Raw genomic sequence first — 18,311 nt, forward strand, 5'->3', positions numbered from 1 at the left:
AGTGGTGCAAATCAAAAATTTGGTTTCTCATTTAAGACAAGTCCAAACAAAGATATTAGGAATATTTACTTTTTTGAAAGCGAGGTTGATGCGATTAGCTATGCTTCACTCAATGGACTAACACCAAACTCAAAATATGTTTCAATGCGAGGGGTTAATAATCCAAGTATAATTTACCAGCAAATTTTAGAAGTTGGTCAAAATACAGGAAAGATACCAAATGTAGTGTATGCAGTAGATAATGATGAAGCAGGATTAAAATTTAATCAAGATAAAATTGAAAATAATTTAGTTCACCGTGAACACGGAGAAATGCCGATATATTTTGCTGTACCACCTAAAAAAGAAAATGTGAAAGATTGGAATGATGTATTAGTAAGAAGAAATGGTCACGCTTATCAAGAACATGAGAAAAATATTCCATTAAGTAAGAAACAGTATTTACAAAATTACAGACATTTAGAGAGTAGTAGAGGTATGGAAATGGAGTAATCAGTAAATATTGATAACAAAATTATTTTATATTATAATATATGTACATCTTCTTTTTTCTAATTCTTTTATAGAATTAGAGATGATATTTATTTACAATTATAAAGATCGGTGCTTAATGCACCGGTCTTTTTTTATGTACTTGATAATAACACTCATTATTTTGAATTTTTAAGTAAGAAACTGCATTAAAAATTTTTTATACTAATTATCTAATATAAAGAATGTATAAAATTTTGCATGTATTATAAAGCTAGTTATTTCATATCATTTTAAATATTTGTTACAAAATAAGATACTGACGATTTCATAGTGGTGAATGTAATAGGAAAAGTTGAGAACTATGATTAAATATTTGAATTTTTTTAAATTGTCAATATTTTGAGATATTATTAATTCACTAGATATTCATTATTATTGACTTGTGATATATGATATAGTAGATTGAAAATGATAGCGCTTTTATATTTAAACTTTTAAGGAGGTGAGAACCATGGAAATTAAAGTAACAGAACTTTTTGATACAGAAAAAGACATTGAGACTGTAGAAGAGTTATTACAAGCTGGATCTTGTGGAGCTACTAGTGGCGGGTGCGAAGCACCCCCTAAACCAACTAAAGAAACTGAATAATTTCAGGAAGAGCAGGTTTACTTTAACCTGCTCTTTTAATTATATTTAAAGAGGTGTGATTATGTTGTACGAATTCAAAGGAAAGTATTATTTAAAGAATGACTCTATAATAATTAGGTTAGATTCAGATAATAAAAAGTATAAATTAGAGAGCAGTAACATATCAAAACTTAAATGTGTCATTGATAGTTTAAATGGATTTAATAATACTAAAGAAATTGCTAAGAAGACAAATTTAGATTTAAAAACTATTGAGTCAATAGTAATGGAACTTAAAGCAAAAAATCTAATAAAAATAGTTTCTAAAAATAATCATGTATTTTTAACGTCAGATAGTTCTTGGCTAGCAAGAGGGGTATTAGAAAATATTAGTAAACGTATTAGCTGGAACAATAATTTTTCTGAACTATCTAAAAAGACTTCAAATATTAAGGAGGGTGATTTGATAGTATATATTAATAATAACTTAACTACAGAAATAGATGAGATTGAGCAGTTAGCGATGGAAAAAAAGTCCAACTTGTTAAATGTTACTCTTACAAATTATGGTGTTTTATTAGGACCTCTTTTTACAGTGAGTGGAGGTCCGTGTAGTCAGTGCCTACAAAATCATAATTTTATACATCAAAATAAGTACAGTAAATCTACTATTTTATCAAATGAATTATATGGAGATTTGATTTTTAATGAAGTAATAAATATATTTAGATTTAATAATCCAATAGAGAGTTTTGAAAAAGTTATAGAAATAGATTTTTCAAAACTAAACATAAAAAAATATGAAATTTATCAAATTCCGGGATGTAAGAGATGTCAACTGAAGGAGGAACTATATTGAAGATAAAAAAAGAAAATTTTTTTGGAACTATAAAAAAAATAGAGGGAGAAGCATACAGTCCTAGAATTTATCGTTATCTGTCATTGATTAAGAAAAATAATTTCACATTTTCAGGGACAGGGATTTCTATTGACGAATCTAAAGCTATTTTAGCATCTATGGGGGAAGCTGTAGAGAGATACTGTGCAAATATAATTCAAAAAGAAGAAATTGATAAAAATGCTACTTTGTTGAATGTTAATGAAGTTACAAGAGCGACACAAAAATATGACTTTATTAAAGAAAGAGAATGGGTTTTAGTAAAAGAATTAAAAACCGAAAAAATATATCAAGCTCCTTTAGAAATGGTTTACTTAACAAAAACTAATTATGAACCTTTAAGAGATATAATATCAACTGGTCTAGCTTCTTATTCTAGCATTGAGGGTGCCATAGAGAGAGGAGTTTATGAGTGTATTGAAAGGGATGCATTTGTTTTATTTTGGATGTTAAGTCATGTAAATTTTCAATTAGACATATCATCTTCATCTGATCCGGAAATAAAAATTTTACAAAAAAAAATTATGTTGTCGGGACTTAACGTAAAAATTTTTGATATTTCAACGGAATTTGGTGTAAAAGTTATAATGACAGTTTTAAATAGGAATGGTAATAAAGGATTTTATATTTCTTGTGCCGCAGATATTAATACTAATACTGCTATTAAAAAGTCAATAACAGAAGGACTAGGAGGATATGCAATATATACAGAGGCACCTTTATTATACAAAAAAAATATTCCTAATAACTTAAAAGAAATAAAGGATTTAGAAGAGCGCCCACTTTATTATTTACATCATGATACGGAAGATATATTAGAGAAAATATTAAGTAGAAATAGTAATGCATATAAAGTAGTAGATATTAATGATACTTATGAAGAATCTTTTGATACATTTGAAGAAGTTATTAATAAGTTATATGAACACAATTATAAAATTTATTATAAAGATCTTACTACAAAAGATGTACGTAAACTAGGCTTTAGTGTAGTAAGAGTTTTAATTCCAAAACTAACATTCTTACCTGTAAATAAACCAATGATTATATCAGAGAGATTAAATAAATTATCTAAAGAATATAAAAGAAAGCTTAATATGGAAGAACATCCATTTCCATAAGAGAGGGGAAGGCTATGAAAAGACATCAATATATTGTAGATTTTTTTCATCGAAATACAACAAATTATTTTGAACAATTGTTATTCTCGAGAGGTTATGCTTATAAAAATTCCAAAAATATTACTTATAAGAAAAGTGATTTAGATATTAAACCTGTATTTTCAATGTGTAAAAATAATGACATTATACCAAACATTAAAAGCAGTAGAAATTTTAGAAATGATTTTATTATGCAAAAAGATACTTTGTTCAAAATGTTACATCAATCTTATAGATTTAGTAATAATAGTAGTCTTAAAAGTCCATCTGCTGGAGCTCTTTATCCAGTAGAACTTTATATCATAATAAATAATGTTGAAAGTATAAATAATGGAGTTTATTTATATAATAGAGAAGAATCAATATTACATTATATAAATAGCTTTAGTGATCTTAAACAGTTAAATGTTCCTAATAATGATTTCGTGAAAAATTCTTCGTGTATTATTTTTATGGTGTGTAATTTAGAAAATATTATTAATAAATACGGTGCTAGAGGATATAGGTTATGTTTGTTGGAATGTGGTCACATAGGACAAAACATATCAATAGTAACTAATAAATTAAATTTAAAAAGTTGTCCTATTGGCGGTTATTATGATTCTTTAGTTAAAGAGAAGTTAAATTTAAAAGAAGATTTTTATCCACTCTACTCATATGCGATAGGGGTGTAATGCATGAAAGAATTTAAAAATAGTTTAGGAATCATACGAATTGCAGGTCTAAGTCAGAGAGTATTTTCAAAGTTTAACGAAACTAATAGTGACTTATATACTTTGAGCTTAGAATTAATTGATCTAGAGAATAGATTCCATGAAACCATTAATAAATTAGAAGTAATGCTTTATACAGAAGTAAAATACAATCCAAATCTTTTAAAATTAAAAAGAAAAGTCAGTCATAATAAAAATATTAATATTAATGAATATAATATAAAGAGTTTTAACCTAAAAAATAAATTAAATGACTATATCATTCTTAGAAATTTAATTATAGAAAAAAATAAGAAATTACATATTAAAAATCAAATTGAAGATGAAGAGGTACACAAATTAATAGAGATATATCTAGAGAATAAGTCGTTTATAGATAGAGCAATTATAATTAGCTCTAAAGATTTTTATTTTTCTATAGAAAGAAATCTTGATAAATGGAGAAAAAATAAAAAAATTGATCAAAAATTTTTGATTACACTATATAAATATCTAATACGTGCATCATATAAAACAAGTCCTTTTAGTTTTTATTGTTTGCAAGGTATCATCGGCGGGAGAACAACCTCAAAGAAATCTATTTATGAAATTTCAAGCTGTGGTTATGCGACATTATCTTTAATGAATATAGGAATAAAGAATGAAAAATTCAAATTAAATAAGGATATCTGGATAAATTCTGACAATATAGAAATATTGAAAAAAAGTAAAAATAACTATAGAAATTTGATGAAGAATAATAGAAGATCCCTTGTAGCAATAGAATATAATCAAAATATTGAAAAACTAATAGAAAAAATAAAAAATAAAAATATAGAACATAATGAATTATTAAAATTAATTCAACAATTATTCGAAGTAGGAGAGGAAGATGGTAAGAAGTTATTAATGATGTTATGTGATATAGGTATTATAGAAAATAGTATATATTCATCTGAAATTATAGACTCTCATCCAAAAATATTAGAACAAGTAAATTTAGTCAAGAACAGAATAGATACTTCTAAAAAATTTAATAATAATCTTTATGAAGAAGTGTTTTTAGAAGAAAACATAAAATTCAGTCTTGTCAAACCAATAGATACAATGATGCTTAATAAAATAATGATTATTTTTGATGACTCTATTATTATGAAAAATCAGTTTATAGAGTACATTGGTAAAAATATTACAATGAATATTAATGAATTGATAAAAGTATTAAAAGATTTTTACAAAAATAAAAATAACTTAAGCAATTTTGAGATTGATTTAATTAAAAATACTAGAAAAATATTAATAGATCATATTATAGATAATTTCAATAAGGAAGAAATTTTTTTAGATGAAGATTATATTAATGCGTTATATAAAAAAGTGAAACCAACTATGAGTGACCTATATTCATATACTTATTTTTATCAGTGTGATAAAAATCTTGTGGTTCTAAATAAGGTTTTCAGTGGATTTACAAGAATGTTCAACAAGTTTGAAAATGTTAAAGCAGACGTACGTGAAAATTCAGAAGATATTTTAAAATCAAATAATAAAGTTCAATATCTTGATTTATATAGTATTTATGGTTTCAATGCTAATGTACGTCCATTAAAAACAGATAAAATAATAGATTTAGAAAATATATGGAATATGAATAGTTTAAAAGAGTTAAAAATAACTATTGATTATACTAATAAAATAATAAAGTTTACAATAAATAATACTCTTGTTAAGCCTATAAATCTTGGAGCTACATCATCTAGAATGTTTCCCCTTATTCATAGCTTTATATGCGATATTAACCATGCTGATACAATAAGTTTTGATACACATCTCATAAATAGAATAGGAAAAATTAAAAGCTTTATAATAATCCCTAGAATAAGAGTTAAAAATATAATACTTTCTAGAAAAAAATGGGTAATTAACACAAAAAATATATCGAATTCTACTTATGATAATATAATAAAATTTATTATTGAAAAAGGTATACCTAGTAAATTTTATGCTAAACCAATTAAAAGTAGGAAGATTAATAATATAGCACAAATGAATGATTATTTTAAACCACATTTTATTAATATTAGGTCGTCAATTTCTTACCAAGTTTTTAATAAAATACTTAAAAATTGTGACTTGCTTTTAATAGAAGAAGCGATACCTCTGTATGATGAAAGTTTTAAAAGTAAAAGTTTTTATGAGGGACATTTATATGAAGTAGGAGTTGAAAGTTATTTTACGGAAATGGAAAACGATAAAAATTGCTAAAACAAGCTATGGAGAAAACACCTTTTTAAGCATGGTAAAGTTTCTTAAACAAAATGATATAAAATTTTTTTATACAATACTTTTTGAAAGTAATATTAATGTCATTAAAATTAGAATACTAGAAGAGAATTTTGAAATATTAAATGAATATTTCATAAAAAACAATAATATAAAAATTTCTGTGAATAACGATTATAGACCAGAAATTTTGAGATATGGAGGAAAGGGAAATATATACCAAATAGAAGAGATTTTTTGTAAAGCTTCTTTTCTACAGAGTGAGATTCTTTTTAAAGAAAATTTTTTAAAAAAGATACTCTTAGTTTTAGAGTTGAATAAAAATTTATTTAATTTTATAGATATAAGCAGTGAAGAAATCAAAAAAATATATTTGTTTTTGTCTCAAATGTGGATGGAATATGCTAAGACTAATTTTGGAATAGAAATTAAAAATATTAAAAATATAAGTGAGAACTTATTCGATGATATTATAAAAGAGGAAATAGAAATAAATAAAAATGAACTGAATGATTATATATACGAAGTTAAAAAAATTAAAAAGTTGAATTATATAAATACTGTTTATGAGACCCCTAAATATTCAGAAAATATGAAAGAAATATTAGAAAAAATGAATATTAATAAAACATTATTTAATATACTGATTAGTTTAGCTCACATGAACTTTAATAGGCTTGAATTATATCCTCATTTAGAATGTGTTGTTTATAGAATTCTATCGGAAAATGAGTTTTAAAAATGAAAATAAAATTAATAGATTTAAATAGCCAATTAATCAAAGATACAGAAACTAATGAAAAAATGCTATCTTTTATAGAAAATATAGGTGGAAAAATAATAAGAAATAACGAAGATCGTAAATATATATTTAACCAGATTAAATTAATGAAAAAATTAGATTTAGAGAGATTGATAACAACTACTGTTAAAAAGATTAATGTTATTAACAAATATGAGGAATTTAATGTAAATATATTTTTAATCTCCTTAAACCCAGATTACCAATTTGTTATGACTGAGATGGGAGGAGTTTTAGGGTATAGCTTTTCAAATAATATATTTCTATTATTCAATGCTCAAAACAATCCTAAAATAAAAAAGAAATTACAATCCTTATTAGTGCATGAAATTAATCATGTTTTGAGAAATAGTTTTTACAAATTAGATAGAAATTCACTTTTATTAGATTATATTATAAACGAAGGATTAGCTGAAAATTATGTAGAGGAAATCTTAGGCAAAGAATATGTTAATCCTTGGGCATTTATGCATCAACGCCAAGAATTTAATAGATTTATAGAAGTATTAAAGAATCCATACATAAATGATAGAAGTAGAATATATTCAATTATGCATGGAAATAAAAAAGAAAATATACCACTTTGGTTAGGGTATAGTTATGGATATAGTTTAGTTAACTTTATAAAAAGAAATACCTTAATAAACATAGATGAATTAACTAAGAAAGATAGAAACTTCTTTGATAATTATAATAAAATATTTTTAAAAATTTTAATGAAAGATGGTTAAAAATATGGGCAAAAATGAGGTATTTAAACTAATTACAAAAAATAAAAATTATAGGAAACTTTTAATCACAACTATGATTACAGGATTAACACAGTGGGGTGCATTCATTGCAATGCTCGTTCTGATTGGTAATATTACCTCTAGTGGGCTTCAGCTTGGCGCTCTTTGGGCAGTAAGTGGATTATTCCCAATCTTTATGAGTTTCTTGCTCGGCGGTATTATTGATCGCTACGATACTAAAAAAGTATTGTTTATCAGTGAGTTTTTAAAAGTTCCATTTTATTTATTGTTTATTCTTGTTCCATTCTTTGAAGGATGGACTGCTTGGATTTTATTCTTTGTAATTCGATTTGTTGTTGGATTATTACAATCAGTTACAACTATTGTGAGACAAACGATTATTCCGGAAATGATGCCAGATGAAGATTTGATTACTGCGAACTCTTTAAATTTTACACTAACTAGCTTTATACGACTAATTGGTGCTGCCACAGGTGGTTTAGTTGTTTCATTTTTTAGTCTTAATATATTTTGGATAATAACAAGCATCTCATTTGTATATGCTGGATTTGCTATGTTGAACTTAGATATTAAACGTAAAAAAATTTCTAACAAGGAACGAAATTTTGTAAAAGAAATAAAAGTTGGTCTCCAAGTAGCTAAAAATAATGTCTTTGTTTCTTACGTATTATTATTCGCGCTAACTGGTGGGCTAATCATTGGATCTTTCAACTTAATGATTGAAAGAATGGTGAATGAAGTATATCAAGTTCCTCCATTTGGTCTTAGTGTATTATATATTGCAGAAGGATTAACTTCTGTAATTGTCGGCTACTGGATTGCGAATAATAAAATCATGTTTAAGAAAGTTCATAACTATGGTTATATCTATATACTGATGGGATTAACTTGGGCACTGTTTAGTCTGACAAATAACTTGTTTACTGGGTCTCTTATAATGATTGCATTCGCTTTTGTAGGAGGATTTGTAGTACCATTTGAAAGAAATGTGATGCAAATAAAGGTAAATCCTGATTTAAGAGGAAGAGTATTTGGGTTGTGGAATACATGTAGTATGCTTTCAATGCAAGTGGGAGCTTTATTTACAGGTATTATCATTCAATACCTTGGTAATAGATTTGTAACTCCAATCTTATCAATGTTAGAAATTTTATTGGGAATTGTATTTTTATTTTATTTTATAAATGAAAAAAAGAAAGATGATAATTATGAGAATAAAACAATTTGATGAAAAAGATGAAGGTTTTATATTGGAAATGTCTCAAAGATTTACTACTTTTGAATTTTTAAGTTTTAGAGATATAGGAGTCCACGATAAACAACAAAAAAATATTGCTATAGAATCTATAAAAAATAACAAAGATAATATATTTATTTTGACACATCAAAATGATTATTTAGGCTATATTGAAATGAGGGAATACTATGATATATTCATGGATGAATACTGGGGTTATTTACATAGTATAGCTATTAAAAAAGAGTTCGAAGGGAAAGGGGTTAGTGAATTATTATTAAACAAAGCTGAAGAGTGGTGTAGAGAGAGGGGATTTAATAAATTGGGTTTACAAGTTTTTGAGAAAAATAAAAGAGCGATTAAATTTTATGAAAAACATAATTTTAATAACGACAGTTTATTTATGGTTAAGTTACTAAACTAACCTAATTAAGAACGTCTTCTATTTTATAAATTAAGGAGAGTTATAAGAAAAAAGATGGTGGAAGATACAAGCATATAGCGAGTGGTGCAACATGAAACAGACCAGATTCAAGACTGGTCTGTTTTCTATAGATTTACTTTCGGAAAGTATAAGCCTTTGATTAAACTATTTGACTATTGTTAAGCATTCTTTCCAATTTTGAGGAAAGCCCATTCTATCAATCTTAATGATATCCTTACGCTCAGTAATTCTTTCGTCTAATTTTTTTACAAAATAATTCCACTGTTCAACAGCAAAGACATTATATCCCAGTAAATTTTTAATTGTGAGCATAATAGCGAATAGCGTCTTATTGTTATTTAATTCAATTCCTGCTTTTCTCGCATCATTCTTATGAAGGGATGGTGGAGAGACTGTAAAATAACGCCCATATAATCGATTATAATGTGCACAATCGTTTCGTAAAAAATTAATAGCTCTAAACCATCCTAGAATGAATTTACCTGAATTTTTAGGCACTAAATTTTCAGGATTATTAAAAGATTCAATCCAAGCATTTTGAAATTCTTCCTCTAATGAAACTACAAAATGATACACATCGCCGTAAGTAACTTCTTCAAATAAAACCCATAACGGCACACCTATTTTCTTTTCTTTATGGTGTTTAATAGCATCAGATTTACTTACATCAATAACTTCAAGGAAATTTTTAATGATTTCTTCAGTTTCTTTTATGTCATCATCGTTTTCTTTTTTATATATGGCTGTGTCTAAATACAATTCACCTGATTTAAATTTATACATATTAGAAGGTTCTCGTTTAGAAGCTTCTTGTAGAAAAATAACTTTCTTCTCTTGAAATGTAGACAAGATCTCTTGTTCATATTTTTCTGTCAACCGAGAAAAAAGATAAGAATAATCTTCATAAGAATCAAAATTATTTTTTCCTATCTCAACTTCAAAAGTTTCTTTACCTACTTTTGCTATGGATTGTATACCATTAATAGCGTGTTGTACCGAAGTATCTATTAATTTTTCAATATCTCCTATAGCTTCTTTGCCTAACATGTCTATTAATTCAGTAGAGTATTTAGTTGATATTTTATTAGTGTTATTCGATACACTGAACAAGGAACCGTTTAGTTTCTTCTCAGTTGCTAAAAGTAAGTTTTTAAATCCGACGTTTTTATTAGCAGTTTTTTTAATTTTTTTTATTAATTCTTTTTCTCTCATTTCAACAGTTTCTCTAATATGGTTCTTAATGAGTATAATTTTATCTTCTCTTTTTTTATTTTCATAGTATTCACAAATACATTGAATTAAAGAGGCTCTTAATAACAGTTCGATTTGACCCGTAAATCGATTTAAATTTTCTCTTAAAAATGTGTTGAAATTGTATAATTCTAAGCAATCACTAAAACTATATTTTTTATTTTCTACTCGAGGAAGTAGTTTTCTGTAAATTGTAAAACTATAGTAGTTAACCGTATTGAAAAAAATTCTTGCTTCTTCCATTTCTTGGTCATTGAAAGATAAAGGTCTATCTTTTTTATTCTTTAAATCTAGAATTATATCTTCAACATTTTTAAACTGTTTTATTTCATCATGTGGCATAATTTCATCTACTACAAATGTCATAAACCTATCACCTTGTATAAAGTTCTGCTTTCTATGTAATTAGCTAGATCAAAATAAAATGGCTATATAAAAAAGGACAAAAAAAAGACCCTTCGAGGTTCGCATTCATAAAATTATGAAGAGGCGTGAAAGGTTCGTGTATCCCTATTATATAGTAGTTCATATCTAAATGCAAATGCATTAATGAAAAGCACATTTTGTCCAATAATATTATTTATATATATATATAGTACAAAAAACGACCGTTAATTTTACAAATAAACCTAACAGAATTTAGAGCTATTTTTTATATAAATACTGTTCGTTTACTTGTGAGGTTATCTGTGTTCGTTTATAATAAAAGTACATAAGTTTATGTACATTAGATAGAATGATTAGAGCGCTTTAATTTAACATATGTACATACTTCCCCATAAAATGTTTCAAAATACGTCTTATAAAGGAGGATTATATGGCTAAAATAGGGTATGCGAGAGTTAGTACAAAAGATCAAAAGCTAGATAGTCAAATTGATGTGTTAAAAGAGCATGGGTGCGAACGCATTTTTTCTGAAAAAGTGAGTGGCAGAAAGGTTAGGCGAACAGAGTTAGATAATTGTCTAAATTACATGAGAGAGGGGGACACATTAGTCATAACAAAGTTAGATCGTTTAGGACGAACGACAAAGCAATTGATAGAGTTGTCTTTATATCTGGAAAGAGAAAACATAGATCTCCAAATTATTGATATGAATATTAGTACAAAAGATGCGATGGGTAAAATGTTTTTTACAATGATGTCAGCTTTTGCAGAATTAGAAGCGAACTTATTAAGTGAGAGAACAAAGAAAGGGTTAGCATCTGCGAGAGCTAGGGGTAGAGTTGGTGGAAGACCTGCAGTATCCGATGAAAAAAAAGAAATGATAAAATCCCTATATAATAGTAGAAACTATACAGGCGAAGAAATTTCTAAAATGGTAGGGGTATCAAGAACTACTATATATAAGGTTGTTCGAGAAGATAAATGAGTAGATTGTTGGAATTTAAGTATGTGTACAATATAAACAATAGGTCTATTATTGTAATACACAAAAATAGACCTATAAGTTAGAATATCAGTATAATACGGAACAAAAACTAGTTTTCTAAAAAATTAATAGTTTTAATGATACTCTTATACTTAATTCCTTTAATATAGTTTTCCATAAAATCATAATCAGGACTACCATCATTTGTGGCAGGTAATAAAATTTGCTGGTTTTTCATTCTATTTTCATTAAATTTATAACCGTACCTATATTTATTTCTTTGTTTTTGTATAGAGGTTAGTATAAATAATAATACAAACTCATTATCAGCATAGTTTTTTAATTTTAATCTTTTGACATCATCTGAAAATATTGCTTCATATTTATGATAAAAGCCTTCACATACACTACCATTATAATTAATGCCAAGAACATTTTTATCTAAACTTTTGTTTATATTAGAAATGAATTTAGTAATACCATTATTAAATTCTGTTGCACCAATAAAAGGAATATTTCCTTTTATCATTCTTGAAGATGTTAAGCGAACTCCGTTATAAACATTTATAATATCTTTAATAGTAAAGTTTTTCCACTGAGTATTATTCATATTTACTTCGTTATAATCCGCCACTTCGTTCAATTCTGAATTTAGGAAGTGAAGAATTTTTTCTGCTCGTTCGTTTTGTAAAGATAGAATATAGTTTTCCATGTGTTCCCAGTCAGGCATTCCATTCGTTTTAATAGGTAATGATATCTTTTGTCTAGCCAGTACAGATGTAGATAGTTGATTACCGTATGTATATTTCTTTGAAAATTTTTTTATTAGAGGTATTAGATATAATGCCAATGGTTTAGTCAAAGTTCTATTTTTAAGTTTTAACCCATGAATTTTCATATCTAAACTGACTGTATTCGGTTGATAAAATACCTCGCCCAAAAAAGATACGCTAATAAAGTTACTATATTTTCTAAAATTTTTATGTGTCATTTCACTTGTAAAGGTCGATATTCCGTTATTTAGACTAGTCGCAGTTATACGTGGTATTGAACCATCTGTTAATTTAGAGGACTTTAATAGAGCTCCTGTTACAATTTCAAAAATATCTTCAATTTCAAACAATCCCCAATTAATTTCGTTCATCAAATACACCTTCTTCAAAGAGATATTCTCGACCATGTAATACCATATCAAGTTGAAAAGATAGATAATCATTAACTGATTTTTTAAAGTCATCTTCTGTAGGAGGTCGGTCATCAAAGTAGTAAAAACTATGTAACCATTCATCTTCGGGTTTAACTTTAGATTTCACACAAAATTCATTCGGTGCTTCGAGTTCATCTCGCCATACATTTAATAGTTTTTCTTTTTTATCTTGTGCTTCATTTGTTTCGATTAAACCAATATGTTTAGCGACTTTATATCCATCATCTTTAAAATCAATAAACTTAGCTTCATGACTAAATTCGTGTGGTATTCCTGCTGTAAAAACCATAATACACGCGTTGACACCTACACCATAGAAAGTATCATTTTGTAATGTGATTACTCCTTCAAGTGTATGTCTTTTTAGAATATCTGCCTTTATTTCTCTCGCATCTTTATTAACCCCCACAGCTGTACTTTGTGGAACAATCGCAATACCTTTACCCCCTTTAGTCAAGGTATCTAACATACGACTTATGAAATTAATTTCTAGTTGATTGTTGTCTTTAGTACGCTTTGCCATTGAATAGGGTGGATTAATCATTCCAACAGTAGGTGCAATCTGACTTTGAATTTGAAAAGGATCTTTGCTTAAAAAATTATCGTTTAATAAATTAGATTTGCCATCGCCACGTAGAATCATATTAGTTGTAGCAATAGTAAACATATAACTCTGTAATTCGATACCGTGTAATTGTTCTTGTCGGATTCTGCGTTGTATATAAGCATCTTCTTTATCTGCTTGTTCTAACATTTTGTGCATTGATGCTATTAAGAATCCACCCGTACCAGTACATGGATCAAATACAACATCATTAGGTTTTATATCAACTAGATCACAAAATAGGTCAGTTATATGAGCAGGTGTAAGAACAATACCTAAACCTTGACCATCGCCACCATAACTCATGAACTCACTATAGAAATTACCAATATAATCATGCACAGAATTTGTGAATTTTATATCTTTATAAATATTTTTTTCTAAAAATAATGTAAAATGCTTTAAAGGTGTCATACCTAATTCTGTGTTAAATGAATTTATATGAGTATTGTTTTTAATTAAATCAAATTGAGAAAGTAGTTTATCTTTTTTAGTTTGAGGTTTGATACTTGATCGATTTAGATTTGTATCAATCGCATCAAATATCTTATAACCATCTGGATTGTATTTATCATTTGTTAAGGAGCTAGTATTAAACCCTCCATATTCAGATTCTCTTAAAGCAAGTAGTATACCTGAAACAATTAGTGGTTTATCTTTTTCTTGAAGATTACCATATGTTCTTAAATCCTCATGCATCATTTTCGCTAGATTAAAGATGTCCTCATCTTTTTTCTGCGTTTCTGTACTTTCTTCTAAGACTTCGTTCATATAATACTGGACAATATTTTTTTCTGAAATATTAACTAGAGTGTCCAAATCATCAAGTATTTTATACTGAGGACTTTCGTCAATAAATACAGGAGTGATACGATGTCTTTCTTCATTTCCACTAATGCCAATTGCAAATATTTTTTTAAAAGGTACATTGTCATCTTTAACAAGATGTTGAGCATAGTGTACAGCCCCATTTACTGCGTACTTATTAATATCTTTATCAGTTTTACTAATCAATTCATGGTCATCAAAAGAAATATGTAACGATGTTTCTTTCTTATTTTCAATGACTATTAAGTAAGCATCGTTATTTGTTGAAACAACAGCAGTAAAATCAGGTAAGCCCACGTTACCTTTTAGATTTTTTGAAGCTGTTTTTAAAGACTTAACAACAGATTCAATATTGCTTCCTTGGGGGTGCAAAGTAATACCTGCTTCTTTTGCAAGATTGTATACCCATATATCTGTTTGAGTTTCATTATTGTATTTAGTCATTATAAACCTCGCTTTATTTATTGTTATGTCTTATGTTAAAGGTAGTTACAGGTATACACAATAAGAAGTTTCTTATTTGAATATATAATTTGTTGGGTCTATTTAATATTCTAAAAAGAGGGAGTGTTTAAAGAGAAGCTATCTTATGAATCTTATGATTATGAAGATTTAATTCATGAATTTGAGTACAATTTAAGTGATAATTTTCAGAGATTTCTATTGGTAAAAAATCAAGAATTTTAAGTCTATTTAATGATGAATTTAATTAATAATATATTTTTAATAGCACCAATAAAGGTGCTATTTTTATATTGAAAAATAGAACATATGTTCGTATAATTGAGTTAAGGAAGTGATATTATGATACTTGATTATAGAAATATACCATACGAAGAGTTAGATTCTAATATACCTTACGGACGTGGAATGATTAAATGGATGCCTTTTGCAACTATGTCAGAGCAGTATGAAAATATAGATCAAATGATGCATGAATTAAGTTTGATCAGTGAACCAAAATTATCGCAAGATTTATTAGAAGTTAATGAAAGAATCGCTTTTCAGCTTGTTGGACAAACAGCAATCATTCGTTACTGGTCAGATGGAATTGAAAAATATATTGAATGTAAAATTGAAAGTATTAATCATGAAAAAGGTACAATAAAAATTAAAGATAGTAATGACGTTTCTGAAATAAACTTTTTTCATATTTATGATATTACTAAAGATGGCTATTTAGATGATATTATATAGTATATATAATATATTATATAAGTTATAATGTATGGAGTGAGGATAATTGCTTTGTTGTAGTATATGTCGAACATACAATAATCAATTAAGAAGAATTAAAGTTAATAATAAAATTATATTAATTTGGGTTCTGTTGCAAAGTAAAAAAATATAGCTAACCACTAATTTATCATGTCAGTGTTCGCTTAACTTGCTAGCATGATGCTAATTTCGTGGCATGGCGAAAATCCGTAGATCTGAAGAGACCTGCGGTTCTTTTTATATAGAGCGTAAATACACTCAATACCTTTTAAAGTATTCTTTGCTGTATTGATACTTTGATACCTTGTCTTTCTTACTTTAATATGACGGTGATCTTGCTCAATGAGGTTATTCAGATATTTCGATGTACAATGGCAGTCAGGTTTAAGTTTAAAAGCTTTAATTACTTTAACCATTGCTACCTTCGTTGAAGGTGCCTGATCTGTAATTACCTTTTGAGGTTTACCAAATTGTTTAATGAGACGTTTAATAAACGCATATGCTGAATGATTATCTCGTTGCTTACGCAACCAAATATCTAATGTATGTCCCTCTGCATCAATGGCACGATATAAATAGCTCCATTTTCCTTTTATTTTGATGTACGTCTCATCAATACGCCATTTGTAATAAGCTTTTTTATGCTTTTTCTTCCAAATTTGATATAAAATTGGGCATATTCTTGAACCCAACGGTAGACCGTTGAATGATGAACGTTTACACCACGTCCCCTTAATATTTCAGATATATCACGATAACTCAATGCATATCTTAGATAGTAGCCAACGGCTACAGTGATAACATCCTTGTTAAATTGTTTATATCTGAAATAGTTCATACAGAAGACTCCTTTTTGTTAAAATTATACTATAAATTCAACTTTGCAACAGAACCTTAATTTGTAATACTTGTGAAAATGAACTCGGATATGAAAATAAGCCGACTATTGAAGTAGATGAACTTACTAGCTTTTTAAACAATGAGAAAAACAGCGTTTTAAAAAGTGTAGTTGTGGAATCAGAAAATAATTCTAAATATCTGTTATTTGAGGATAATTTCTCTAACACCATAAATAGAAATGACTTAAGGATTATTGCTGATCAGATTTACAAAACATTAGAATTAGGAAATTCACTAGATGAATTTATAGAGGACAGAAATATAAGAAAATATTTTGAAAAACATTATTCATATAGTCCGATAGAAAGAGAAAAATTTGAAGTGCCTTATGAAGAACTAGGAATTAAAAAAAGATACTTTAATTCTGATAAAAATAAATGGGGATTCAAATGTGGAAATTGTTCAAAGCTAATAAATATTGATGAACAAGATTTCTATTATACTATTATTCCATCATATTTATTCAATGCAGAATCAGAAAGATCATGTTCTAAAGAATGTACAAAAGTGATAGCAAAGGATATTGTTAAAAACTGGTTAAATACTCAAAATAAAATTGAATATTTCTATACGGATGACCTAGAAGATAAAATAATAGCTCAAATTGAAGATGATTAATACAATATTTATTATAGGTAAGCCCTTCGATCCTAAACAGATCATAGGGCTTTTTTTATTATATAAGTGCATGGAAGAAACGCTGGTTGCGTTTCTTTGATTCGTTCGTTTTACTCACTCTTATTTTTCGTGTTTCGATTGATATTTATTTACTTTGCATACTAGCATCTCTTCACTTATGTATTGCAAGTCCAAGCACTCCGTGTGCTAAAGCAGACTTGCAATACCGTTACGAGATGCTTTGACGTATGCGTAAATAAAATATCATCTACACACTCAAAATATAAGAGTGGTAGAAAAAGGAGTTATTAAAATGGGTCAAAGAACACAAATTTTATTACAAAAAATTAATAATGAGGGTATCGTCAAGAATGAATTTTATCATTATCAATGGGGTTACGGTACGGTAATGTATAAAGAGCTTATGAGTTTTGTATTACATGTAGAAAATAACTTATATACTTCTTATGCTAAAAGAAATAATGTATTAGATTTTTCATTAAGACAAAAGCAAAAAGAGTTAAGAAACTTTGAAGTGGAGCAAGAATTTTATAAAGAATGGTTAGAAACAATTACAAGACAAGAAATATTTAAAAAGGATTTTATTAAAGAAATCAAAAAACATGGAGATAATAACAACGGTTATTTAATTATTCAATTAGTAGAAAATCCTAACGGAGATTTAGAATTGAATTTTGCTTTCGTTGATAAAGCTTCAAGTAAAACTACAGAGTTTTTAACATGGCAAGAGTATGCTGAAAAACATGGATATGATTATACTGATAAATATTTTAAAACTATGTTTGAAAACTTTATAAAATACTATGAAATTAATGATATGGCACAAGCCTAATAGTAATAATCAATTGATAAACCTATGATCCTAAACAGCTCATAGGTTTTTTATTTTTATAAAGGCATGGAAGAAACGCTAATGCGTTT

The 18,311-nt window shown here is 27.1% G+C and carries 18 protein-coding genes; 14 read left to right on the forward strand and 4 right to left on the reverse strand.

All coding sequences use genetic code 11. The annotated features are described in order from the left end of the window. The 10 genes from HMPREF2767_RS02680 to HMPREF2767_RS02720 all read left to right on the forward strand — a co-directional run. Positions 1-492 (forward strand): toprim domain-containing protein (locus HMPREF2767_RS02680; protein WP_148128990.1); only part of this gene is annotated, 492 nt, incomplete at its 5' end. Positions 493-985: 493 nt separating this feature from the next. Then, a complete protein-coding gene (locus tag HMPREF2767_RS08725) occupies positions 986-1,123 on the forward strand; it encodes a hypothetical protein (protein WP_168162113.1) in 138 nt (45 codons plus the stop codon). A gap of 61 nt (positions 1,124-1,184) precedes the next feature. Next, entirely contained in the window at positions 1,185-1,961 is a 777-nt protein-coding gene (locus tag HMPREF2767_RS02685; protein WP_070622535.1) for a hypothetical protein, read from the forward strand. Continuing rightward, positions 1,934-3,121 carry a YcaO-like family protein gene (locus tag HMPREF2767_RS02690; protein WP_083302032.1) on the forward strand — a complete coding sequence of 396 codons (1,188 nt, stop codon included), beginning with the start codon at positions 1,934-1,936 and terminating at the stop codon, positions 3,119-3,121. The genes HMPREF2767_RS02685 and HMPREF2767_RS02690 overlap by 28 nt, the downstream gene beginning before the upstream one ends. Positions 3,122-3,135: 14 nt before the next feature. Next, positions 3,136-3,834, forward strand: coding sequence for a SagB/ThcOx family dehydrogenase (locus tag HMPREF2767_RS02695; protein WP_070622537.1), 699 nt, complete (start codon positions 3,136-3,138; stop codon positions 3,832-3,834). 3 nt (positions 3,835-3,837) lie between these two features. Then, positions 3,838-6,117, forward strand: a complete 2,280-nt coding sequence (locus HMPREF2767_RS02700; protein WP_070622538.1) for a hypothetical protein — start codon at positions 3,838-3,840, stop codon at positions 6,115-6,117. Beyond that, positions 6,074-6,874: a lantibiotic dehydratase C-terminal domain-containing protein gene (locus HMPREF2767_RS02705; RefSeq protein ID WP_070622539.1), complete on the forward strand. Its 801-nt coding sequence runs from the start codon at positions 6,074-6,076 to the stop codon at positions 6,872-6,874. Before HMPREF2767_RS02700 ends, HMPREF2767_RS02705 begins: the two co-directional genes overlap by 44 nt. Before the next feature lie 2 nt (positions 6,875-6,876). Beyond that, complete coding sequence (locus HMPREF2767_RS02710; protein WP_070622540.1) at positions 6,877-7,668, forward strand: DUF2268 domain-containing putative Zn-dependent protease; 792 nt, start codon at positions 6,877-6,879, stop codon at positions 7,666-7,668. 4 nt (positions 7,669-7,672) lie between these two features. Beyond that, positions 7,673-8,917 carry an MFS transporter gene (locus HMPREF2767_RS02715; protein ID WP_246828762.1) on the forward strand — a complete coding sequence of 415 codons (1,245 nt, stop codon included), beginning with the start codon at positions 7,673-7,675 and terminating at the stop codon, positions 8,915-8,917. Continuing rightward, the gene (locus HMPREF2767_RS02720) at positions 8,898-9,350 is read left to right on the forward strand and encodes a GNAT family N-acetyltransferase (protein WP_070622542.1); all 453 of its coding nucleotides are present in this window, start codon (positions 8,898-8,900) and stop codon (positions 9,348-9,350) included. Before HMPREF2767_RS02715 ends, HMPREF2767_RS02720 begins: the two co-directional genes overlap by 20 nt. A 165-nt stretch (positions 9,351-9,515) precedes the next feature. On the opposite strand, the gene HMPREF2767_RS02725 is transcribed toward HMPREF2767_RS02720, so the two are convergent. Further along, a complete protein-coding gene (locus HMPREF2767_RS02725) occupies positions 9,516-10,988 on the reverse strand; it encodes an Abi family protein (RefSeq protein ID WP_070622543.1) in 1,473 nt (490 codons plus the stop codon). A 451-nt stretch (positions 10,989-11,439) separates the two neighbouring features. On the opposite strand from HMPREF2767_RS02725, the gene HMPREF2767_RS02730 reads away from it, so the two are divergent. After that, positions 11,440-11,994, forward strand: coding sequence for a recombinase family protein (locus tag HMPREF2767_RS02730; protein WP_070622544.1), 555 nt, complete (start codon positions 11,440-11,442; stop codon positions 11,992-11,994). A gap of 109 nt (positions 11,995-12,103) precedes the next feature. Here the strand turns inward: HMPREF2767_RS02730 and HMPREF2767_RS02735 are convergent, their stop codons facing one another. Both HMPREF2767_RS02735 and HMPREF2767_RS02740 read right to left on the reverse strand, forming a co-directional pair. After that, the gene (locus HMPREF2767_RS02735) at positions 12,104-13,138 is read right to left on the reverse strand and encodes a restriction endonuclease subunit S (protein WP_168162114.1); all 1,035 of its coding nucleotides are present in this window, start codon (positions 13,136-13,138) and stop codon (positions 12,104-12,106) included. Next, positions 13,125-15,077: an HsdM family class I SAM-dependent methyltransferase gene (locus HMPREF2767_RS02740; protein ID WP_070622546.1), complete on the reverse strand. Its 1,953-nt coding sequence runs from the start codon at positions 15,075-15,077 to the stop codon at positions 13,125-13,127. Before HMPREF2767_RS02740 ends, HMPREF2767_RS02735 begins: the two co-directional genes overlap by 14 nt. Positions 15,078-15,437: 360 nt before the next feature. On the opposite strand from HMPREF2767_RS02740, the gene HMPREF2767_RS02745 reads away from it, so the two are divergent. Next, complete coding sequence (locus HMPREF2767_RS02745) at positions 15,438-15,830, forward strand: YolD-like family protein (protein ID WP_070622547.1); 393 nt, start codon at positions 15,438-15,440, stop codon at positions 15,828-15,830. 185 nt (positions 15,831-16,015) lie between these two features. On the opposite strand, the gene HMPREF2767_RS02750 is transcribed toward HMPREF2767_RS02745, so the two are convergent. Next, a protein-coding gene (locus HMPREF2767_RS02750) for an IS6-like element IS257 family transposase (RefSeq protein WP_001106022.1) occupies positions 16,016-16,689 on the reverse strand; the annotation gives its coding sequence in 2 pieces (ribosomal slippage) (positions 16,016-16,524 and positions 16,524-16,689; 675 coding nt in all). A 173-nt stretch (positions 16,690-16,862) separates the two neighbouring features. Here HMPREF2767_RS02750 and HMPREF2767_RS02755 point away from each other — a divergent pair. Then, on the forward strand, positions 16,863-17,369 hold the full coding sequence (locus HMPREF2767_RS02755; RefSeq protein WP_070622548.1) for a hypothetical protein: 507 nt from the start codon (positions 16,863-16,865) through the stop codon (positions 17,367-17,369). 313 nt (positions 17,370-17,682) lie between these two features. After that, entirely contained in the window at positions 17,683-18,222 is a 540-nt protein-coding gene (locus HMPREF2767_RS02760; RefSeq protein ID WP_070622549.1) for a hypothetical protein, read from the forward strand. Positions 18,223-18,311: the final 89 nt, after the last annotated feature.

The sequence above is a fragment of the Nosocomiicoccus sp. HMSC067E10 genome (assembly GCF_001810835.1).
GTDB lineage: Bacteria > Bacillota > Bacilli > Staphylococcales > Salinicoccaceae > Nosocomiicoccus > Nosocomiicoccus ampullae_A.